This is a genomic window from Hathewaya limosa, from assembly GCF_030815255.1.
Classification (GTDB): domain Bacteria; phylum Bacillota; class Clostridia; order Clostridiales; family Clostridiaceae; genus Hathewaya; species Hathewaya limosa.
The window spans coordinates 24,968-47,889 of record NZ_JAUSWN010000008.1 but is presented as its reverse complement, the minus strand read 5'-3'; the positions used below and the strand labels follow the sequence as shown (position 1 = coordinate 47,889).

Annotated in this window: 17 protein-coding genes; 1 reads left to right on the top strand and 16 read right to left on the bottom strand. The window is 30.0% G+C overall.

Features of this window, described 5'->3' with window-relative positions:
- Positions 1-126: 126 nt before the first annotated feature.
- From QOZ93_RS05985 to QOZ93_RS05965, 5 genes are all read right to left on the bottom strand, one after another.
- Complete coding sequence (locus tag QOZ93_RS05985; RefSeq protein ID WP_307355499.1) at positions 127-1,782, bottom strand: DNRLRE domain-containing protein; 1,656 nt, start codon at positions 1,780-1,782, stop codon at positions 127-129.
- Between the two features lie 209 nt (positions 1,783-1,991).
- Positions 1,992-3,659, bottom strand: a complete 1,668-nt coding sequence (locus tag QOZ93_RS05980) for a DNRLRE domain-containing protein (protein WP_307355498.1) — start codon at positions 3,657-3,659, stop codon at positions 1,992-1,994.
- A gap of 155 nt (positions 3,660-3,814) precedes the next feature.
- Positions 3,815-7,135 carry an immunoglobulin-like domain-containing protein gene (locus QOZ93_RS05975; protein ID WP_307355497.1) on the bottom strand — a complete coding sequence of 1,107 codons (3,321 nt, stop codon included), beginning with the start codon at positions 7,133-7,135 and terminating at the stop codon, positions 3,815-3,817.
- A gap of 216 nt (positions 7,136-7,351) precedes the next feature.
- Entirely contained in the window at positions 7,352-7,612 is a 261-nt protein-coding gene (locus tag QOZ93_RS05970) for a putative Se/S carrier protein (RefSeq protein ID WP_307355496.1), read from the bottom strand.
- Positions 7,613-7,639: 27 nt separating this feature from the next.
- Positions 7,640-9,412, bottom strand: coding sequence for a hypothetical protein (locus tag QOZ93_RS05965; RefSeq protein WP_307355495.1), 1,773 nt, complete (start codon positions 9,410-9,412; stop codon positions 7,640-7,642).
- Between the two features lie 149 nt (positions 9,413-9,561).
- On the opposite strand from QOZ93_RS05965, the gene QOZ93_RS05960 reads away from it, so the two are divergent.
- Positions 9,562-10,509, top strand: coding sequence for a hypothetical protein (locus tag QOZ93_RS05960; RefSeq protein WP_307355494.1), 948 nt, complete (start codon positions 9,562-9,564; stop codon positions 10,507-10,509).
- 92 nt (positions 10,510-10,601) lie between these two features.
- Here QOZ93_RS05960 and QOZ93_RS05955 read toward each other — a convergent pair whose 3' ends face one another.
- The 11 genes from QOZ93_RS05955 to glmL all read right to left on the bottom strand — a co-directional run bounded on the left by QOZ93_RS05955 (position 10,602) and on the right by glmL (position 22,914).
- Entirely contained in the window at positions 10,602-11,753 is a 1,152-nt protein-coding gene (locus QOZ93_RS05955) for an aminotransferase class V-fold PLP-dependent enzyme (protein WP_307355493.1), read from the bottom strand.
- 137 nt (positions 11,754-11,890) lie between these two features.
- Entirely contained in the window at positions 11,891-12,454 is a 564-nt protein-coding gene (locus QOZ93_RS05950) for a 5' nucleotidase, NT5C type (RefSeq protein ID WP_307355492.1), read from the bottom strand.
- A 76-nt stretch (positions 12,455-12,530) separates the two neighbouring features.
- Positions 12,531-14,126: a MutS-related protein gene (locus QOZ93_RS05945; RefSeq protein WP_307355491.1), complete on the bottom strand. Its 1,596-nt coding sequence runs from the start codon at positions 14,124-14,126 to the stop codon at positions 12,531-12,533.
- 301 nt (positions 14,127-14,427) lie between these two features.
- Positions 14,428-15,966 (bottom strand): citrate lyase subunit alpha, encoded by a 1,539-nt coding sequence (gene citF, locus QOZ93_RS05940; protein ID WP_307355490.1) that lies wholly within the window; start codon positions 15,964-15,966, stop codon positions 14,428-14,430.
- 38 nt (positions 15,967-16,004) lie between these two features.
- The gene (locus QOZ93_RS05935) at positions 16,005-16,877 is read right to left on the bottom strand and encodes an HpcH/HpaI aldolase/citrate lyase family protein (protein ID WP_307355489.1); all 873 of its coding nucleotides are present in this window, start codon (positions 16,875-16,877) and stop codon (positions 16,005-16,007) included.
- A gap of 15 nt (positions 16,878-16,892) precedes the next feature.
- Entirely contained in the window at positions 16,893-17,156 is a 264-nt protein-coding gene (gene citD / locus QOZ93_RS05930; protein WP_111944056.1) for a citrate lyase acyl carrier protein, read from the bottom strand.
- 17 nt (positions 17,157-17,173) lie between these two features.
- Positions 17,174-17,731, bottom strand: a complete 558-nt coding sequence (locus QOZ93_RS05925) for a Fe-S-containing hydro-lyase (RefSeq protein ID WP_111944057.1) — start codon at positions 17,729-17,731, stop codon at positions 17,174-17,176.
- A gap of 24 nt (positions 17,732-17,755) precedes the next feature.
- Positions 17,756-18,598 (bottom strand): fumarate hydratase, encoded by an 843-nt coding sequence (locus QOZ93_RS05920; RefSeq protein WP_307355488.1) that lies wholly within the window; start codon positions 18,596-18,598, stop codon positions 17,756-17,758.
- Between the two features lie 92 nt (positions 18,599-18,690).
- Entirely contained in the window at positions 18,691-19,935 is a 1,245-nt protein-coding gene (locus tag QOZ93_RS05915) for a methylaspartate ammonia-lyase (RefSeq protein WP_307355487.1), read from the bottom strand.
- Positions 19,936-20,035: 100 nt separating this feature from the next.
- Entirely contained in the window at positions 20,036-21,496 is a 1,461-nt protein-coding gene (locus tag QOZ93_RS05910) for a methylaspartate mutase subunit E (RefSeq protein WP_307355486.1), read from the bottom strand.
- Between the two features lie 23 nt (positions 21,497-21,519).
- Positions 21,520-22,914, bottom strand: coding sequence for a methylaspartate mutase accessory protein GlmL (gene glmL / locus QOZ93_RS05905; protein WP_307355529.1), 1,395 nt, complete (start codon positions 22,912-22,914; stop codon positions 21,520-21,522).
- Positions 22,915-22,922 lie beyond the last annotated feature (8 nt).

Sequence of the window (22,922 nt, the reverse complement as noted above, 5' to 3'; positions counted from 1 at the left end):
TACTACAAAATTATCTGTACACAAAAATAGTAACAGAATTAATGTTAGAACGAAAAAAATGTACGAATTAAAGAAACCGCATGTGAAACTCACATACGGTTTTCTAATTCTATTAATTGTTAGTTTTTACATTGTTACCGTAGAAGATAATGGTAATGATAACGTAATAATATTATTAATATCCAAATACTTCATTGTTGAAGGCGTAACTGCAGATGTGCTTCCAGGTCCACAAATATCATTAATTGCTAATTCATAATTTCCTGTAGCTGTTGTGCTTGGATTTATTTTTATTTGAATATTATCTTGATTTCCATTTTTACTTGCTAAAGTTGCAAGTGACTGACCTATTAAAGTTGATAACAACATACTAGTACCAGACAATGCTACGTTTCCTTTCACTAAGCTATAGCTTACAGAACTTTGAGGACCTCCTGAAGATCCTGATCCTGAATAAATATCAACTACAATTCCTGTTAAATCCTTATTTGATATTATACTTACGTCTTTATAAATAGTAGAAACTGAACTTAAAATTGAACTATAGTTAGTTGTGATTTGAATTCCACTTGGTATATTTGTTACAGTACTTGAAGTTACTAAATTAGTTGTAACACCTGTTCCTGCCGCACTTAATCCATTGGTTATTTGTCCCGAAGTATCTGCATAAATCATATTAGTAAAAGTTAAATCATATTTACTTGCAGATGGTATATTTGAAAGATATACTGCAACTCCTTGTGTTGTTGGATTACTAGCTAAATTTGAAAGCGCACTTCCATTAGTTACAACTGCCCCTGTTAAAGGATTGATAGAAGTAACTCCGGATTGAAGATTTGGACTTGCTTCAAACAATAACCCTACTTGGCCTGAATATGGTTGTGCTAAATCACTTTGTGTGCTATCTACATCTACTATAGACTGTAAACTATAATTTCCTGCTCCACTACTTGAAACAAAAGAATATACTACTGGTGCTACTAACCCTACAATCTGTAATTTAGTCTGATTACTTCCAGATAAGCTTGTAATTACTCCAGTTCCTCCTGGATAAATAGGCGTAGCCTCTGTATCATACCAATTTCCACCGTAATTTGTTTGAAGAACTGCTAAAGATTGATCATAAGCAGCCGTTCCATTATTTTTTATAGCATAGGTTGTAGATACATTTTGTCCATTAACTTGCGTATTAGACTTTATTATATTATAATTTCCAGAGGTTGTTTGTGTTTCATTTGTTGAGGAATTACTCAAGGTAATTTCTAGCACTGGTGCATATTGATTTATAGAATTATTAACACTTCCAATTGTAATGAAACCGTTAGTAAAACTTGGGGTTGTACTTTGTAATAATATACCATTGTTTGAAACTGTTCCATTTACCCAATTTTTAACTATATCTGTTACATTTCCTGTTACATACTGACTTGATCCATTTATAATAATAGTATCACTTGTACTTGTTGTTTGCATTGCTGTTGTCATATTCCAATCTATTAAGCTAGGATTAAAACTTGATCCTAAAGTACTAATACTCAAAGTAACTGGAGTTATTGATGGATTATAATTTACATATAATTTTAATTGAGCACTTTGAATAGTACTTGTTGTGGGAATTTGACTTAAATCAAAATATAAAAGAATTTCGCAACTTCCTGTAGAAGGCGCATTAGGAACATTGCTATTATTTCCAATATAAAGATATGGTGCTCCTTCATAATTTGTATATGGACTACCTTCATATACAAAACTATCATTTGTTACACTTATTGTTTGTATCAAGAGTGACCAGCTCCTAATTTAAATTTTGTAGAATTTTATCTATGATTCTACTACTTTATACTATGTTTTTATGTTCTTTTTTGATACTTATTTTATTATAAATATTTCTTACAGATACTAACTTATTACCTTTTTATAAAAACTTAATAAGACCATGTATTCAATTTCAAGCATGGTCTTATTTATTTTACATATTAATACTTAATTATTTAAGAAACAGAATTAGGCATTGATGCAAAAGGAAGATTTATGGTTATTATATTATTAAAATCTAAATATTTCATTTTGTTTTGAGGGGTTATTCCTGATACACTTCCTAATCCTGCCACATCATCAATAGATAGCTCATAACTTCCTGTAGCTGTTGTACTTGGATTTATTACTATTTGATAATTATCTTGTTTTCCGTTTAAAGCCCCTAAATTATTGAGTTGTTGGCCAGTAATCTGGGACAAATACATAAACTCACCTGTTAAAGATACATTACTTTTTAATAATTGATAGTTCAAACCACTTTGTGACCCACCTGAAGTTCCTTGAGCATAGTAAATATCTACATTAATACCATTTAATGGTTTATTAGAACTTATTATAGCATCCTTATAAATTGTAGTAACCCCTGTTAATATTGAACTATAGTTTGTTGTAATCTGTACACCTGTTGGTATATTAGTTACACTACTTAAATTTACTAAATTTGTTGTAATACCGCTGCCCACTGTACTTAATCCAGATGTTATCTGAGCTGAAGTAGCTGCATATATCATATTAGTAAAAGTTAAATTGTATTGTTGTGCTGAAGGGATATTTAATAGGGTAACTTCCATAGGCTGAGTTACAGGCGTAGTAGTTAAATTACCTCCGGAAAGAGATGCTCCTGTTGTAGTTACAACTCCATTAACCGGATTAACAGCTACACCAGCTTGCGCTGACCCTACTGTAGAATATAATATTCCTACCTGTTCATTATATGGTTCAGCTAAACCACCGGAACTACTAAAAACATCTAAAATAGGTTGCAAATTATAGTTTCCTGCTCCAGTATTTGAAACAAAGGAATATAATGTTGGGAATATAGTTCCTAAAAGCTCCAATCTACTTTGGGTATTACCAGCTAAACTTGTAAGCACTGCTGTTCCTCCTGGTAAAACTGGTGCTGCTTTAGTATCATACCAATTTCCTCCATAATTTAACTGAAGAACTGCTAAAGCTTTATCATATGCGTCTACACCTTTATTGCTTACAGCATAAGTGGTCGATACATTCTGACCATTAATTTGACTTGTTGAAGTTGTTATATCATAATCCCCTGTGCTTATTTCAGTTTGTGATGTTGAAGAGTTACTAAAGGTAATTTCTAGCACCGGTGCATATTGATTTATTGAATTATTAACACTTCCAATTGTAATGAAACCGTTAGTAAAACTTGGAGTTGAGCTTTGTAATAATATACCATTGTTTGCAACTGTTCCATTTACCCAATTTTTAACTATATCTGTTACATTTCCTGTTACATACTGACTTGATCCATTTATAATAATAGTATCACTTGTACTTGTTGTTTGCATTGCTGTTGTCATATTCCAATCTATTAAGCTAGGATTAAAACTAGATCCTAAAGTACTAATACTCAAAGTAACTGGAGTTATTGATGGATTATAATTGACATATAACTTTAATTGAGCACTTTGAATAGTACTTGTTGTGGGAATTTGACTTAAATCAAAATATAAAAGAACTTCGCAACTTCCTGTAGAAGGTGCATTAGAAACATTAGTATTATTTCCAATATAAAGATATGGTGCTCCTTCATAATTTGTATATGGACTACCTTCATATACAAAACTATCATTTGTTACACTTATTGTTTGTATCAAGAGTGACCAACTCCTATTTAGATTATAGATAATCTTGTTATCTATAGTTACAATGTATGTTTTTTATAGATTTTTTGACACAAAGTTATTTTTATTTCTTTAAAATAAAAGTGTAATAACCTTTTATTTTAGTTATTACACTCTCTCTAGTACATCTATCTTAATACAAATGTGCAATGTGCATGACTTGAATCTGTTGGAGATACACCATAGCTTTTGTATATATTGCCATCTAGAACTTTGCCAAGCTCATTCATTAATTCTTGCTGAGTTATTTTGAATCCTTTAAGCCTTACATAAAATTCAGTTTTTCTATTTTTCATTGCTTCTTTAACTGATTGTATAAGTTTCTCTTTACTTGTTACCTTTGGTACTTTTGTTCCATCATTCATAAATTCATCTACATCTAGATTATCATATGCATATTTAGTTCCATTAGCTGTTGGATAATTATTTTGTTCAAAATCACCTCTCATATGATCTATATTAAATACTACATCTGTTACATTGAAATATGCGTGACTTACTGGTGATACTACAACCTCTTTATCACTTCTTCCAACCCTATCAGAAACTGGATCATCCCATGTCGCATCCAAGTTATACCATTCATTATCTAACTTAACCATATTCCAAGCGTGTCCACCACCTTTACTTCCATTAGGGTTTCTTTTATATCCTGTGGCATATTTACACTCTACTCCTACTTCATTCAATAATAAATGCATTGCTTTTGCATAGCTTTCACATACACCTTTACCTAATACTAGAACACCATAAGCATTGTGATCTTCTAAATCTGAAGGTTGCTTTGCAAGTCCTGCCATATTATAATCTGCATGTTTAACTACATAGTCGTGTAATGCTAGTTCTTTTTCAACATCAGTCATTCCTGGTTTTATAACTTCACCGATGATTCTTTTAACAGCCTCTTCTGTAGCTTTCTTTTGTCTTTTTACTTCATCTGTATCTCTTCTATAATCAAACTTTACTGTCATTTTAACTTTACCGTCAACTACTGTTCCCCCACTTGTTGAAACTCCAGGTTTGCCATAATCTTCTCCACCCAATTCACCCATAATGTTATTATATTTATTAAAATTATATTTTGTATACTCTGAATAAGGCACAATCATTTCAAACTTTTCTTTTAATTGCTTTACAGCCTCTTTAACAGCTATATCAAAGTTTTCTGGTTTTTTAAACTCTATTGGCTTATCTTCTTTTAATAAATCAACTATTTCCTCAGTTCTTGTTTTTACTTTAGGTTTTTCTTGTGCCTTTACTATAGCTGTAAATTCTTTAGTTGATGTTTGTTCCTCTTTAGTAAATGTTGCAACTAATTTAACATTTCTATCTTGGCTATCTGAACTTGGTCTAGTAACTATTCCATCATTTTTTATTGTTGCTTCATCATTAGATGTCCATGAAATCTTAACTCCATTAGAGTCTTCTGTTGGTAATGTTAAATTGTCTTTTATGTTAGTTAAATCTCCAAGATTTATATTATTTTTTGCCTCTTCTATTAATCTATTATTTTCATCTTTAACTCTTTGCTTTTCTTGTTCTATTTTTGCAAGTCTTTCTTTTTCTGCTTGCTCTGCTTTTAGTTTTTCTTCTGCTTTTACTCTTGCTTCTTCTGCAAGTTTTGCTTGTTTTTCTTTTTCTACTCTAATCTTTTCTTCTTGTTGTTTTTTTAATACATCAGCTTTTTCTTGTGCTTCTCTTGCTTCTTGTTCTTTTTTTAATTGTGCTTGTCTTTCTACTTCAGCTTGTTTTTGTTTCTCTTCTTGTTCTCTCTTTAGCTGAACTTGTTTTTCTGCTTCTTGTTGTTGCTTTAATTTTTCAGCCTTAACTCTTTCCTCTGCTTCTTTTTGTAATTTTGCTTGTTTTTCTTTTTCTATTCTTTCAGCTTCTAATTTTTTATCCGCTTCTCTTTTTTCAAGTCTTTCTTTTTCTGCTTGCCCTGCTTTTAACTTTTCTTCTGCTTTTACTCTTGCTTCTTCTGAAAGTTTTGCTTGTTTTTCTTTTTCTACTCTAATCTTTTCTTCTTTTTGTTGTTTTTTTAATGCATCAGCTTTTTCTTGTGCTTCTCTTGCTTCTTGTTCTTTTTTTAATCGTGCTTGTCTTTCTGTTTCAGCTTGTTTTTGTTTTTCTTCTTGTTCTCTCTTTAGCTGAACTTGTTTTTCTGCTTCTTGTTGTTGCTTTAATTTTTCAGCCTTAACTCTTTCCTCTGCTTCTTTTTGTAATTTTGCTTGATTTTCTTTTTCTATTCTTTCAGCTTCTAATTTTTTATCCGCTTCTATTTTTTCAAGTCTTTCTTTTTCTGCTTGCCCTGCTTTTAACTTTTCTTCTGCTTTTACTCTTGTTTCTTCTGAAAGTTTTGCTTGTTTTTCTTTTTCTACTCTAATCTTTTCTTCTTCTTGTTGTTTTTTTAATGCATCAGCTTTTTCTTGTGCTTCTCTTGCTTCTTGTTCTTTTTTTAATCGTGCTTGTCTTTCTGTTTCAGCTTGTTTTTGTTTTTCTTCTTGTTCTCTCTTTAGTTGAGCTTGTCTTCCTATTTCTTGTTGTTTTAACTTTTCTGCCCTTACTATTTGCTCTGCTTCCTTTTGTTGTTTAGCTTTTTCTACTACTTCCTCTTTTTCAGGTTTTACTATCTCCTTATTATCATTGCTATATTCTTTTACTTTCTTTGATAACTTTTCTATATCAACACTATCTGTTGTTTTTACCCAATAGATTGCTGAATTAAATAATTTATTCTTATCAGCTTGAGAATTCTTTAATGTATCGACTAATTCTTCTGAATCAGAGCATGCCTTTATTTCCTCAATTTCTTTTTTATCTAACTTATTTTCAATTATTTCACAGTATTTATTAGTTAATTCTGTTGAACTAGTTATCTTTACAAAGATTTCATCACTATAAGTATCAACAAAATCTTTAACAGTATTATTAAACTTAACTTTGTTTAAATCACTTAATTCTTCTTCTATTATTACTAATTTATTTATATTTTCGGTATTTACTTCATTTACATTTCTAACTAATCTATTAATTTTTTCTTGTTGGACTTTATCTAAAACGGAAGACCATGTACTTCTATATTGTTCCTCTATTACATCCTTCACTAACCCTCTACCATTATTTATATCATTTTGCTTATTAGTACCTTCTGCCTTTTTTATACAATGAATTATTTGAACAAAAATTGGTTGTTGAACAGTATCTATTTGTTTTGAAAATTCACTAATAGCCCATCCATACTCTTTAGGAAGTTTATTAATGGCCTCTCTCGCCTCCTTTATAGATACTTGTGTTTTTTCATTTAAACTTTTTGTAGTAGCATCATAAGCACTTTTGTATATTTGATTTATGTCAATTAATGTATTATTGGTTTCACTTGCTAAAACCATAGAAGTAATATTTGTAGCTAATGCTGCTGCTATTAATGTACTTAAAAATCTCTTTTTCATCTTTATTTTCTCTCCTTATATACAATAACTATATACTAGTTAACTTTTTCTATATGTTCTTGTAAAATAATATATTTTACATATGTTATCGTTATTTTTTTAAATAAACTATATATCAACTATAATGAAAATTTAATTTTAACTAAAAAAATAACTTGAATCTTTGTTAATATTTAAATATAATTAACAATTATAATTCAAGTTATATTATAAGTTCTAAATTAATATATACGTTATTTTATTTTTATATAAAACCTTCTCATAAATTCCTCTTTCCATAAGTGAATTAACCCTTATAACATTCTGAACTCTTTTTAAATCCTTTGCATCAAATAAAACAGATTTAGTACATCCTATGGAAAGTTTATATGGAGTTGCTATAATTTCTGAAGGTATATTTAACTCTAATAGTCTACTGTGTAAAAAAGCTGTATGCGAATATGACGCCAAAACTGCTATATATTTTTCATCGTTCATTGACCTCGTTCTCCTCAGATTAGTTTTTTATTTATTAAATATTCTTTCAAAAACACTTCTACTTTTTAACTGTTCTTCACGTAATAGATTTTTCTGTTCCTCTATCTTTTCTTTATACTCTCTCATTCTTATAGAATTGAGTTCTATAGTAGCATTTAATTCCTTTTTTAAGTCTAAAACCTTCTTCTGTAACTCACAAATATTATTCTCAAAAGAATTCTTAAACTTTTCACTTTCTCTTAATTTATCTATTAAAACTTTATCTTCCTTAGCTTTCTCTTCTAATATATGATTCTTATTTGTTAATTGTTCTATATTCAAATTAAGACTACTTACTATTTCTTTATATTTCTTTAAATTCTTTTCATTATCTATATTTTCCTCGGTAAAGTTTCTCATACTATTAGACATCTCAGCATATTCTCTAGATACATTACTAAGTTGTATTTCTAAATCTGATATATTCTGATCTGAATCATGCTTTAACTTGATCATTTCTTTTTTTAAGTGCTGATTATCTTCTATTAATTGTTTCTTTTCTTTACATAATTTTTCTTTCTCTTTCACTAACTTTGATACATTTTGTTCATATGCTTTTTTTAAAGTTTCACTAGAATTCTCTTCAGATTTATTTACTATATTTTTTAGTTCTTCTTGTTTTCTTTCTAACTCCTTTTGCAAATTTTGTAAATTAAATTTTAACTTTGATATTACATCTCGCTCTCTTCTTCTTTCTACACCTAAAATATTAAATACATTACTACTATAATCAAATATATCTTGTCTATTAATACCATTCAATATTAATAATTCATGTATATCAATAAAACCTACCTTATCATTTACTTTATTTAATAAAGCTTTATATCTGTCTACTACTCCATTTTGTTTTTGCTCATTTACATTACATATTGCTATTTGTCCATTAAATTCGTCTATTATATACGTATATATAGGCTTGTTATTTTCAATACATGATGTAACTATATTCTTATTATTTTTATTCCAAGTTAAATAAAATTTATTATTACTTTTAAGAAAATATATGTTATCAAGTTTTTCTGTATCATAATAAGTTTTCTCTTCAAGGACTTCCAGAGTTTTATTTTTTATAACTAATATTTTTAATATATTAATTGAATAATTACTATATATTATTCCTAAACATATATTATCATAATATTTTACTACGTCCATTTCTTTTATACTTCCAGAAACCGATATAAGTTTTTTACTATCTCCCCATGTATTATCTTTAAAGTTTCTGTAACTTATAATTTCCTTACTATCTTCAACAAAGCTATAAAATACCGTTGCATTATCTTTTTCTAACATTAAATGATAATTTGTTTTTTTATTGTTAAATACCTTACATATAATATTACTCTCAACTTTTCCTTCCCTGTAAACATAGTGCATAACTATATCTTTATTTATATCTTCTTGACTTTTTAAAACAGCTACTACATTTATACTATTATTTAATATAAACATTTTAGTTTCGGAAATATCAAAACCTCCATTTTCACTACAATACAGACTTCCTACATTAATTTCTCCTTCATTAAAAAAAGCACATTCTAGTTCCTCATTTTTTTTAAATAAAACATATATCTTATCTGATGATTCTAAAAAAACTTCAAACTCTACTACATTAGGCGACATGATTTCTTTATGAAGTACCTCAGGTTTATTATTTTTTTTATCTATAACTTTATAATAAAGATTATTTAGCTTATCTGTAAAAAAATAATAATCTTTATCTTTTTGAATTACATTCTTTATAGTAATTTCTCTCATATATTTCACCATCTTTATTATTTATCCATAAATTATATTACTTAAAACAAAAAAATATGATTTTATCGAACCAAATTTACAATAAATCATATTATATTATTAGATAATTTTTAAATTATTTTTTTAAATTATTTAAGGAGGATGATATTATGGCTTTAATGCCACTTAATCAAATCAATTGCCCTATAGATATAACTGACTTTCCCCAATATACTGGGTTTGAACAATATCAACAAATAGTAGCTATTCAAGTACCTCTTGTTTATGATCAAGTTATACAAAAGAAATGTTTAATGGATAAAAATGATCCTAGACTTAAAATACAACCGCCAATATGTCCACCGAATCAGTCTACTATTCCCGGACTTAATGGTGTTATATCAAATGTTCCAGTTAATACACCTTTAAATTTCCGTGAGTTTAGAAACTTTCAAGCTTCTATAACTAATGTATCTGCAACTCAAATATCACCTACTCAAAAACTTGTAACTGTAACCTATAATATACAATTTATTGCAGATATTTTACAAGGAAATACTAATGTTTCTATACCTGTTACATTATCTGGATTAACAGAATCAGTAACATTAAATTGCCCTGAATCTCAGTCTCAAATTTCTGTATCTACTGGTGGATCAAACAGTACCTCTGAAAGTCAACCAATATTTAAATTAGAAATATTGCCTGATTTAACTAACTCATCAGCTTATTTCTCTACAACACCTTCTGGTTCATCACAAAAGGTTGATGTCACAGTATATTTCACATTATGCTATACGTTAATTACAAAATGTGAATTAAATGTACAAATGCTAGTTCCATTTTATGGTTTCTTCGAAAATGGAAGAAATTCAACTACGCCTCCTACACAAATATGTCCTTGTACTAAATGTATAAATAGTACAAATACTAGTGACTTATATCCACCAATTAATTTTTCAATATTTAATTGTGTAGGTTCCTCTGGAAGTAGTACTCCACCTAGCTCAACACCTCCTACAAGTACACCTCCTAATACAGGTAATACTCCCGGAGGAACACCAACACCAACACCTGCACCTACTGGTTCTTCATCAGAAATCATACCAGTTCGTTAAATGTAATTTATTTAAAATGCCTACAAAGAAGATTTTTTCTTTGTAGGCATTTTTTATAGCAAAACTACAATATTTTTTTATTTAATAAAGATCTATGATGTAAACTCTTCCTCATATATATCTTTAATCGCTTCTACGACTTTTTCAATCTCCTTGAAATCATTAAAATATCCGGGACTTATTCTAACAGTTCCCATCCGTTCTGTTTTTAAATATTTATGAATCATTCCTGCACAATGAAATCCAGTTCTTACAGCTATTCCTCTTTTATTTAAAAAATATCCTACATCTGATGGATCCAAATAATCTATATTAATTGAAAGAACTCCTGCTCTTGGTGCTTTTAATTTACCATATATTTTAACATAGTGAAGTTTATTTAATTCTTCAATTAAATAATGCATAAGTTTCTCTTCTTTTTTATAAATTTTTTCTATTCCTTCATTTTTTAAAAACTTTATTCCCTCACATAACCCTGCAATTGAAGGTACATTCATGGTGCCACTTTCTAATATATCTGGGAAAAAACTAGGTTGATTTAAATCTAGAGATTTACTTCCTGTTCCACCAAACTTAATCGGTCTTATTTCATCTTGAATTTTAGGATCTATATAAAGTCCTCCTACCCCTTGTGGTCCTAATAATCCTTTATGCCCAGGGAAAGCAAGTATATTTATACTATTTTTTTTTACATCTATATTTAATTTTCCTGCACTTTGAGATGCATCTACCATAAATATTAATCCTTTTTCTTTACATAATTCGCCTATAGAATGTATATTTTGTATAGTACCTAACACATTAGATACATGATTTATTATTATCATTTTTGTACTTTTTTTTAAGCTACTTTTTATATCAACTAAATTAAGTTCTCCTTCATGATTTATAGGAACTATGGTTGTTTCTACTCCTTTTGACTCTAAATATTTAAGTGGTCGTAATACCGAATTATGCTCCAAAGCTGTTGTAATTACATGATCTCCTGATCTCAATATTCCTATTATAGCTTCATTCAATCCTTCCGTAGCATTAGTTGTAAAAACAACATTCATAGGACTATTTATATTAAATAATTCACTTATAAGTTCCCTACATTCCGATACTTTATCTCCTGCTAAATTTGCAATTTCATAACTTCCTCTTCCTGGATTTCCTGCATAATGATCTATACACTTTTTTACCTCTTCACCTACAGCAACGGGCTTAGGAAAACTTGTTGCCGCATTATCTAAATATATCATTAAAAAATTCCACCTTCTTATAAAAATACTTATAATATATATTATTAAATAAAAATTTATTGGCTACAAAAAAAGCAACCTACAGAATGAACTACATCTGTAAGTTACTTGTACTTATATATTATTAAAATTTAATTCTATTTATTAATAACTTTTTCAACTTCTTTTTCAACATCTTGCCAGCCTAGCACTCTAGTCATATTATTAATTAGTGGATACCTATTATAATTAGTATCTAACATTAACACTTTAATTCCTTCTTTTGCCAAAAACACAGAATTTCTATATCTATCTTCTACAAATATATCACATTTTAGTTCCTTAGCCTGTTCAGATTTATTATGATGTCCCATCATATATACTGGTACTTTAGGTAACCCATTTTCATAAAGCCACTTTTCAGTAACTTGTCTATATTTATCAGGTCTTGCAGTTATATAATATATATTATGCTCTTTAGCAAGTTTATTTAAAACTTGTACAGCAAAATCTCTAGGTATATTATCTGAATGAATTTGTTCTCCTAATTCGTCGTAAAATTCATTATATGTTTCATCATCAATATTTAATATCCTACAAATATCAAATTTAACTATATCCTCTGATTTTAAATTTGTATGAAAGTATGGATTAACATATTTTAACCAATAGTAAGGATCCGTAATAGTTCCGTCTATGTCTACACATATATTTAATTTCATGCCTATAATCCCTCCTGTAGTGTAAATTAATTATAGTATATAGTATATCTAGGAGAAATCAAGTGTTACCTTAAATTTAATCACAATTTAGTATTCTTTTTTCTGCATTTTCAACAATTTCTTGTGGATAACCTATGAACTTTAATATTCTTATAGCATTTCTAGTAGGTGATACTCCTTTTTTAATTAAGTAATCAAATATAAGTTTATCTCCCTCTACCTCTTCTCTAAAATAATAGGAATCGTATTCCTCTACTAAAAGTTTTGTAAGTTCCAAGTCATGTGTCGCTACTGTTACTAGACAATTATTTTTATCTAAATATTTTAGTATTTCTAATGCTGCACTAATTCTTTCTACTGGATTAGTACCTCTAAATATCTCATCTATTAATGCCAATGTTGGAACTTCTTCATTACACTTTTTAATTATTCTTAATAAAGCTTCTACTTCTCCAAAATAATAACTTTTTCCGCTTACTAAATTATCTGATGGACTTATTGAGCTTAAAATATGAAAATATGAGGCTTTATACTCATCGGCTGTGCATGTTAAAATACTTTGGGCCAATACTGAATTAACTCCTATAGTTCTTAAAAAAGTTGATTTACCTGACATGTTTGATCCTGTTAATATTATTCCTTTATTATTCATGTGTACATCATTTCCAATAGCATTTTCAACCAATGGATGTTTTAAGTTTTTAGCTTCTATAAATTTACCTTCGTGTATAAGTTCTGGCTTGCAATATTCCTGTAATTCCTCTCTATACGATGCTACTGAAATCAATGAATCTACTTCACCTAATGTTAGATATATCTTTTTTAATTCTTCTTTTTTGTCTTTAAGTTTACCTATTACTCTAAAATATGCTCTTTCTTCTACTAGAAATAATACATTTATATATTGACGAATCGAATCTGCCAATTCCCCTAAATTAGATTCACCTAATAATCCTGACTTTTTTGTTATCTCTTTACAAGCATTAGAATTTTCTTTTAGAATTTTACCATATTCTTTTAATTCATCTATATTTAAATTTCCTATTTTCCCTGCACCCTTTATAATAGCTCCTAGATATTTAATAGAATTTACATAAGCACCTATAACTGTTTGGGTTTTAAAATGAAAATATGTATTAAGTGCAAAATCTAAAACCAATGGAAGCATAACCTTTGAGAAGCCTACTACAAATATACTTCCTATTAAAGCTATAGAAATACACGGTAAAATATAAAACAAATATTTTATATTCTTATCTCCATCTAAATCATCCCAAATTAAATCGAAAACTTCACTATTACTTTTTCCTATTTTAAATAATTCTAATTCCACCTTTTCTCTTTCTTTAGGATTATTTTGAAAAAACTCTATGTATTTGTCTCTTAATCTTAATTTTTCTTCATCTAATAATGGTGTTCTTAAAATATTATATAAAACCTGTTGACCTACTGTTGTATTGGTTCTATCAATTTTTGAAAAAATGTCTTTCATATTTAAATCTTCAAAGGTTTGGTCATCTATGAAAAAGTCAATTTCTTCATACTTCTTTAATTCACTAAACAATCCACTAATTTGCTTGAAATTTCTTTTTTGTTTACTTTCTTTTCCCCATTTGTTTTTTATTTTTTGTATTTTAGATTTATCAAAAAATCTAGTTATAAAATTATCCATATTCCCTTATATTCCCCTCTAAAATTTAAATTTTACAAACTTATTTTAAATCTTACAGTATATCTTGATTATTTTCAATATTTTTTATTTAATGTGTTATTTACTAGTAATATACTATTGAATTCTCTATCTTAAATACATTTATTTTTATAAAATACATAATAAATAAAAAAGATCGTGTTCTGGCCAGAAACACAATCTTTTCCTAATTCATGAATTATTTTATTGTTTAAATTATAATTTTTTAACACACATTAAAAAATTTTGTTTTACGCACTTTAATTTTTCATTTTAATATTATTTATTTTGCCTTTCTAACTACGTCTATAACTGTTCCATCTCTGTATTCCACTACTGCTACAACCTCATCTGTAAACTCTAATTCTTTAGGTTTACCTGTCATATTTTCAGCTAGATCCTTTAATTGTTCTATAGTCATAATTGGAAGTCTAGTATCTTTTAATTTTTCTATTAAGTCTTTTCTTCTTGGGTTAATTGCAATACCTCTTTCAGTTACAACCATGTCTATACTTTCACCTGGTGTTGTTACTGTAGTTACTCTATTTTTAATTATTGGAGTTCTTGATTTAACTAGTTTTGTAACTACTATAGCTAATTTAGAACCAGCTGCAGTATCACTATGTCCACCAGAACCTCCCATTATTGTTCCATCTGATGCTGTAGTTACGTTTACATTAAAATCAGTATCAATTTCTGTTGCTCCTAAAATCATTATGTCTAGTTTATTTACAACTGCCCCTTTATTTAGAGCATTTCCATACATTGAAGATGACATACTCATATGTTTTGGGTTATCTTTTATTGATTTAACTGCTTTAAGGTCGAAACATTGAACGTCAAATATATTTCTAAATAGTCCTTCCTCTAACATTTCTACCATATAACCAGTTATTCCACCAGCTGCAAAGCTTCCTTGAATTTGTTCTTTTTTCATGTATTCTTTAAGTTCTGATGCAACTGCTAGAGAGATTCCCCCTGCCCCTGTTTGGAATGATAATCCGTCTTTAACTAATCCAGAAGCCACCATTGCATCAGATGCCATTTTAGCTATTTTCAATCCTATTGGATCTTTTGTAACTTGAGTTGTTCCTGAAACTATTCCTGCTGGATCTCCAATACTATCAATTTTTAACACATAATCCACACAACTTTGTGTTATTTCTATTGGACATGCAGGATATGGCACTAAATTATCTGTTATAGCAATCACTGTATCTGCAAATTCAGCATCTGCTTCTGCATATCCTAATGATCCACACGCTGATGGACCTTCTACTCCATTAATATTTCCATATTCATCTGCTGTAGGAGCTGCTAAGAAAGCAATGTCCACATGTAAATCGCCACTTTCCATAAGTCTTGCTCTTCCACCATGTGTATGCATTACTGCTGGTGTTTTTAACTTACCTTCTGATACAGCTATAGCAACTGGTCCTGACATATAAGCTGCATATAAGCCTGTAACTGTTCCATCTTCCATATATTTTACTAGTGGAGCATGTACTGGGAATATAGAACTAGCTGCTATGGTAAGATTTTTAATTCCTCTTTTAGCTAAAGCTTCTACTACCATATTTAAAACATAGTCACCATTTCTTAAATGATGGTGAAATGCTATTGTCATACCATCTTTTAATTCTAATTTATTTAATAATTCATCAAGAGAATTAACTAATTTGTCTTCTCCTGGTTTTGTAGATTTTATTTTTAGAGCTCTCTTTTCACATTCGCCAACATGAACAAAAGCTCCTTCAAAAGGTTTTACCTTTCCATACCCTTCTATAACTTCAGGTAATTCTCTTCCAAGAACATTTTTCATGATATATCCCTCACTTACTATTTTAGTATACAACTTAATTAGATAAGTCCTAGAATTTTTGCTAATTCAAGAGTAGTTTTTGCTCTATTTATAACTGGAGCATCAACCATTTTTCCGTCTAGTGAGAATACTCCTTTACCTTCCCTTTTAGCTTCTTCCATAGCATCCATAACTCTTTGAGCATGTTTAATTTCTGCTGCTGCTGGAGCAAATACTGAATGAATTGTATCTATTTGTCTTGGATTTATAGATGCCTTTCCTGTAAAGCCTAAGTTTTTAGCTTTTTCTGTGTCTTTTCTTAATCCTTCAAAATCATTAGTATCTGTAAATGGTGTATCTATAGAATCAACTCTTAATGCTCTACAAGCCATTGATACTTTATTTCTTGCATAAAGAATTTCATCACCTTGTTTTGTTCTTTTAACTCCTAAATCTGATGTTAAGTCTTCTCCACCTAATAATATCCCTTCAACTCTGTTTGAAGATTTTATTATGTTGTAAACATTTTCAACACCATAAGCTGTTTCTACTAGTCCAAATAGTCTAATACTTCCTTCTTCAAATCCTTGTTCTTTTTCTATTCTTGTAAGTTCTTTGTCTACCTTTACTATAGCATCCTCTGTAACTTTAGGAACTAAAATAGTATCTGGTTTTACTTTCGCTATATTTTCTATATCATCCATTGCATACTCTGTATCTAATGGATTAATTCTCACTACTACTTCTACACCTTTATAATGAAGGCTCTTTATTGCTTCTCTAACTAAAATTCTTGCTGCATCTTTTTCTGTTAAACTAACAGCGTCTTCTAGGTCTAATATTATAGAATCTGCTCCTAATATATCTGCACTTTGTAACATCCCTGGATTATTTCCTGGCATGAATAACATAGTTCTTCTTAATCTTTTCATATCAATAGTCACCCCTTACATACTAGCCCTTTTTACTGCTGTTTCAACCCTAGACTTAATTGTATAATTTAAAGCACCCTTATCTTGAGCCCTTACTATAGCGTCTTTAACATCTAATTCTTTTAGGGTTTGTCTTATAACTCTTTCAATTTCTTCACCAAATTGTTTCATAACTATACTCTCAAGTTCTAGTTTTATGCCATTTTCATTAGGCATAACCATAATATATATATCATTTGATTCCATTGTGCCCGCCTTAGCTGGTTTTAGTATTTCCATAAGTCTCACCTCAAATTTTATTTTATAGAGTCTAGGTAAGCCTTTTGGCCTTCCTCATATAGATTATTTCCTTCACTATCAATTACTACAACAGCAGGAAAATCCTTTACAACTAATCTTCTCAATGCTTCTGCACCTAAATCCTCATATGTTACTATTTCAGCTTCTTGTACTGATTTTCCTATTAATGCAGCTGCTCCACCTATAGCTCCAAAATAAACTGCTGTATTTTTTTTCATGGACTCAATTACTTCTTTTGATCTTAAGCCTTTACCTATCATTCCTTTTAAACCTTCATCTAAAAGTCTTGGTGCATATGGGTCCATTCTATAACTAGTAGTTGGTCCACCTGAGCCAAATGCTTGACCTGGTTTTGCTGGTGTTGGTCCAACATAGTATATAATCGCATCTTTAATATCTATAGGAAGTTCTTTTCCTTCATCTAATAAATCTACTAATCTTTTATGTGCTGCATCTCTTGATGTATATATAACCCCTGATATTAAAACGGTATCACCTGCTTTTAGGTCTTTAACTTTTTCTGCTGTTAAAGGAGTTGTTATTCTCTTTTCCATTTCTATATTCCTCCAAACCCTTTATTATAGTTCTCGTGCTGCATGTCTTGCTACGTGGCAATTAATATTAACTGCTACTGGAAGACCTGCAATATGAGTTGGATAGTGTTCTATATTCACAGCAAGAGCCGTAGTTTTTCCACCAAAACCTTGAGGACCAATCCCTAAATTGTTTATCTTTTCTAACAATTCCGCCTCTAAGTTTGCATAAAATTCATCTAGATTCTTTTCATCTAAGGATCTTGTTAATGCTTTTTTAGCCATATTAGCTGCTCTATCAAATGTTCCTCCAATTCCTACCCCAACCACAATTGGTGGACATGGATTTGGACCTGCATCTTTTACAACTTTTAAGATAAATTCTTTTACACCTTCAAGACCATCTGCTGGTTTTAACATTTTGATTTGACTCATATTTTCTGAACCAAATCCTTTTGGTGCAACTGTAAGCTTAAATTTATCTCCTGGTACTATATTATAATATATTATAGCCGGTGTATTATCATTTGTATTTACTCTATTTATTGGATCTTTTACTACTGATTTTCTTAAATATCCTTCTGTATATCCTTGTGCCACACCTTTATTAATAGCCTCTTCTAAACCTCCACCTACTATATGAACTTCTTGTCCAATTTCAACAAATACGCAAGCCATTCCTGTATCTTGACATATTGGTCTATCCTCATCGTGCGCTATATTGAAGTTTGTAATAATTTTGTCTAATATTCCTTTAGCTGTATCCCAAGTTTCTTCTTTATGTGCAGTTTTTATTCTATCTTTAACATCTTCTGCTAAATAATAATTTGCTTTTATACATAATTCCTTTATGGTATTTGTAATTTCAGACACATTAATTTCTCTCATTATTATTTCCTCCAATTTATACTATGGAATTATTGGATAAAAGGCAGTTTATAATAAACTGCCTTTTTATATTACATATAAGTCATTATCAACTATTTATTTCTTCTATTTACAAGAGCAACAACTCTATTCATTTCATTGTTAACGATCATGTATCCTTCGTCAACACCCATTCCTGGTTTAGCTAAGCATTGAGTAGCTCCACATGCCATAGCTATGTTTGTTGTTACTTCTGCTGATCTATTAGTTTCGTTACAAGTTCCTCCACAGTAAGAACCTACACCTTTTTCATTACAATATAAAATAGCTTTTGCTATATTGTTTACTCCACCTAGGTCTGGAGTTTTAATTTGTAACATATGTCCAGCTTTATTATCTGCAAAGAATTTAACATCATCAAATGTATTACACCATTCATCAGCAACTAATTCTACATTAATACCTCTCTTATCAACTTCTGCAGTTAAATCTCTTAAAGCTTCCATTTGTTTTTGTCTATCTTCAACGTCCATAGGACCTTCTATTCTTAATTTGAATGGTTTAGCAGCTTCTGCTAATTTTTCTAAGTAATCTCCCATTTTCTTTGTATCACAATTAAAAGCAGCACCTATTGTTCCATAAACATCAATGTGGAATACTGGGCTATAGCATTCGCATTGTCTTAAAGCTATAACTCTATCTCTTAACCATTTAACATATTCTAAAAGTTTAGAACCATCTTTACCTAATTTTTCTTCCACATTGTTAATTAAAGCATGAGGCATAACGTCTGCACCTTTAATTATCATTTTATCAGCGTTTTCATATCTGTTATCTCCAGATTGAGTAAAGATAGGTATTCTCTTAATTTCTTTACCAGTTTCATATTCATCTTTGATAACTTCTGCTAAAGTTATTTTTCTTGATTTTGATACAGCATCTAATATAGCTTGAGTTATACCATATCTTATTGCTGTGTGTAATCTTTTACCGTTAATTTGCATTGTATCAAATTCTTCTGCTAATTCTTTAAAGCTTGTTAATTCTCTTCCTACTAATTTTGGAGCTATTTCTTTTTCTATTACTGGAATGAAGTCTTTAGCTAAGAATAGTGGATCTCTTCCCCCTGCACCTGAATATTGAACTGCTGCACAGTCCCCAAAAGCAACTTGTCCATCTTCAAGTATTAACATAACTGAAATTGATTCACCTGATTGTCTTATTGAAGTAAATCCTTCTGTTACAGGTTCTCCAACATAAGTAAAACCATCATGACCTGCACCTTTTTTTATAGCTCTTTGGTCATCAAAATAGAAACCAGTTCTTCCTGCTGAACATACAACATCTACAATTTTCATTTAAATAAGCCCCCATCTTTTTAAATTTAAAAATTTATTTTTTATTTATTTGGAAAGCCTTCCGTAAATCTATATGATCTACGGAAGTTAACATGCAAATTTATTTTTTTTCTGGTCTTCCAACTAGAACTCCTTTTCCTACAGCAAATATATCATCAACTGTCATTTGGAATCCTACTTCTCTACCTTCAAATTTTCCTCTTTCTTGTAATAACCTAGCGTTGTAATCTTTTATTTCTTGAGTAAATGGAACGTTACCAAATTTTAGATATCTTACAGCACCATTGTTATCTCTAGCTGGCATCATTTTACCATTGTTCCATTTACTTGGTGCAAATGGAATATCTATTACTCCTGCTTTAAATCCTTCAATTACACCTACTGCCAAGTCGCCTTTTCCAAGTCTAAATAATTCATCCATCATACATTTAGTTTCTGCTTTTATTAAAACTATTTCTGTTTCTAATTCTTTAGACATTGGCATTTTCTGTCCTTTTAATAAGTTTAATGTCATTTTTGTAGCTTTAATTCCTTGAGCATTAGCTTCTTTTGTTGGAATACCAATAGCTTCATGTGGTGTTTTAACTATAACTTTAGTTGCTCCAGCAAGTGCTGCTGCTGCTGAACCTGTAGATATTACCCCAAAAGCTTTAGCTTCATCTGAAGGGAATCCACCCATCCATTGATGGAATACTGTAGTTAGGTAAACATCTTCGTGTCCTGCTGCTTTTAAATATTCATAGCATTGTTCTTCTAATGATCTTATTGCTGCTACGTCTTGTATTATATTACCACATTGTCCATATCCAACCGTAATGTTTTTAACACCTTGTTCTGCTGCAAGTAATGCTTCTATAATTGCAACTGCATTTGAAGTACTTGGTGGTACTAATGTACCTGTTAATGGTCCAAATGGTTCTCTATTAATTGTAACTCCTGCAGCTTCATATTCTCCAACTAATCTATCACAATATTGCCAATCTCTAATACTCTTTTCTAAAGATGCATTTTTAGCATAAGGGATATTGTAAGAAATTCCTCCACCTTCATTTGAAGTCCAACCAGAAGCATGTATAATTTCACTTAGAAGTCTAGCATCTGGTGTACCGTGTCTTGCCTCAACTGGAATATTAACAGCTTCTAAAACTCTTCTACATCCCTTAATACCATGGTTTACTGCTGGGAAACCATTAAGTAATGATCTTCCTGCTTTTTCACTTTCATCTATACCAACTTGACATTCATCATATCTATTTAGTCTTGAATAACTATCTATTGTACTTGGTAGTAAATCTGCTCCACCTTCATCTTGAAGATGTGTTAATAATTCAATATGCTTATCAACTAATGCAACCCCTGCTCTTGGTTGAGCTAATGTGATACCAGCTTCTTTGGCCTTTATTAACTTTTTACCAAAGTTTTTATGTTCTGGTACCTCTGAACAATATTTTATACCATCTTCAATATTTTCTATCTCTTTTCCTGTTTCCCATTGTCCTAAAACTTCTTTTCTAATTTCAAAGAACTCATCTTCAGTCCATTTTTTATTTTTTAAATCCACAGCTCTTACCCCCTCAAATTAAGTTATGCTTTAACTAAATATTTTTTCATTAATCTAACAGCTAAATCAGGTAATTCTTGTGCTAACAATCCCATTGATGATAAGATATAAGTTTTATCTAATAAAAATTCAGGTTTTTGAGGTTTTAGATGCATTGCATCTTCCATTTTAAATGTACCTGCATTTAATATATCTCCTGGATTTTTACTATGAACTAAAACTCCCCCTGTTCCGATCATATATTTTACTGGCATTAAATCCTTCCCAAATTGTGTATATATAGGCCCACATGGCGTATATATTGATTCTACAGTTCCAACATGTCTTTCCATGGCAAGTTCAGTTGCTACCTTTGCCATAGCTTCATCAAAGAAAATTTCTTCATCTGTTTTTGGAACCATCTTTATATGTTCACTTCTATAATTGCAGTTTTCGGCTACATTTATTTTTCTTTCTTTATCATTTAAATATCTTCTTAATTTTCTTGTTCCAGCAGCTTCTAAAAGAGATACTGCTGAATATCTCATTCCTAAATCTCCTTCAACAGTTCTTTTAGCAAAAGGTTCTTCTAATCCTCTTACCGTAACTCCTGGTTTAGAAGGTTCTCCATCAGCTAGTGAGTGTATATCAGTAGTTGCACCACCTATGTCTACTACAACTAAATCACCTATTCCTTCTTCTTCATCTGTACCTAAACTTAATGCCTCTGCTGCCTTCAGTACTGCCGCTGGTGTTGGCATTAATATACCACTAACAAAATCTTCTGCATTTCCTAATCCCTTTGCCTTTACTATGTTGCCCATGAATATTTTTCTAATTTCTTCTCTCGCTGGTTCAACATTTAATTCATTTAATTGAGGCATAACATTTTTAGTTATGCTGTAGAATATTCCAGCAGCATTGAAAATTCTTGCAATTTCATCGTTAGCTACCTTATTGCCAGCAACTACTACTGGAACTTTTAATCCAGAATTTGCAATCATCTTAGCGTTATGAATTATACATTCTTTATTTCCACCATCTGTTCCACCAGCCAATAGAATAATATCTAAATTTGAACTTTTAATCTCATTAATTTCATTTTCTGTTAGTTCGAAACTATAAACATTAATTATTCTTGCCCCTGCGCCTAAAGCAGCTCTTTTGGCAGCTTCTGCTGTTAAATCTGGAACTAATCCTATTGCAACCATCTTTAAACCACCGGCAGCAGATGAACAAGCTAACTTTCTTACAAAATTAACTTCCTTACCTTGAAATTGTTCTTGTAACTTTTCATACGCTTTATTAAATCCTATCATTATGTCATCTTCAATTGTTGTAATATCCTTTGCTGTAGCTATGATCTCTTCATTTTCTATATCTACAGCAGTTAACTTGGTATAAGTACTACCAAAATCTAATAATAGGTATGCATCCACTTCTTTCA

Bases quoted from the DNA above. Each gene is read 5' to 3' on its own strand.
- QOZ93_RS05920 (WP_307355488.1), bottom strand. From the start codon at position 18,598: ATGAGAGAAATTAATGTGTCTGAAATTACAAATACCATAAAGGAATTA.
- QOZ93_RS05960 (WP_307355494.1), top strand. From the start codon at position 9,562: ATGGCTTTAATGCCACTTAATCAAATCAATTGCCCTATAGATATAACT.
- QOZ93_RS05945 (WP_307355491.1), bottom strand. From the start codon at position 14,126: ATGGATAATTTTATAACTAGATTTTTTGATAAATCTAAAATACAAAAA.
- QOZ93_RS05935 (WP_307355489.1), bottom strand. From the start codon at position 16,877: ATGAAAAGATTAAGAAGAACTATGTTATTCATGCCAGGAAATAATCCA.
- citF (WP_307355490.1), bottom strand. From the start codon at position 15,966: ATGAAAAATGTTCTTGGAAGAGAATTACCTGAAGTTATAGAAGGGTAT.
- QOZ93_RS05965 (WP_307355495.1), bottom strand. From the start codon at position 9,412: ATGAGAGAAATTACTATAAAGAATGTAATTCAAAAAGATAAAGATTAT.
- QOZ93_RS05970 (WP_307355496.1), bottom strand. From the start codon at position 7,612: ATGAACGATGAAAAATATATAGCAGTTTTGGCGTCATATTCGCATACA.
- QOZ93_RS05915 (WP_307355487.1), bottom strand. From the start codon at position 19,935: ATGAAAATTGTAGATGTTGTATGTTCAGCAGGAAGAACTGGTTTCTAT.
- QOZ93_RS05950 (WP_307355492.1), bottom strand. From the start codon at position 12,454: ATGAAATTAAATATATGTGTAGACATAGACGGAACTATTACGGATCCT.
- QOZ93_RS05925 (WP_111944057.1), bottom strand. From the start codon at position 17,731: ATGGAAAAGAGAATAACAACTCCTTTAACAGCAGAAAAAGTTAAAGAC.
- citD (WP_111944056.1), bottom strand. From the start codon at position 17,156: ATGGAAATACTAAAACCAGCTAAGGCGGGCACAATGGAATCAAATGAT.
- QOZ93_RS05975 (WP_307355497.1), bottom strand. From the start codon at position 7,135: ATGAAAAAGAGATTTTTAAGTACATTAATAGCAGCAGCATTAGCTACA.
- QOZ93_RS05955 (WP_307355493.1), bottom strand. From the start codon at position 11,753: ATGATATATTTAGATAATGCGGCAACAAGTTTTCCTAAGCCCGTTGCT.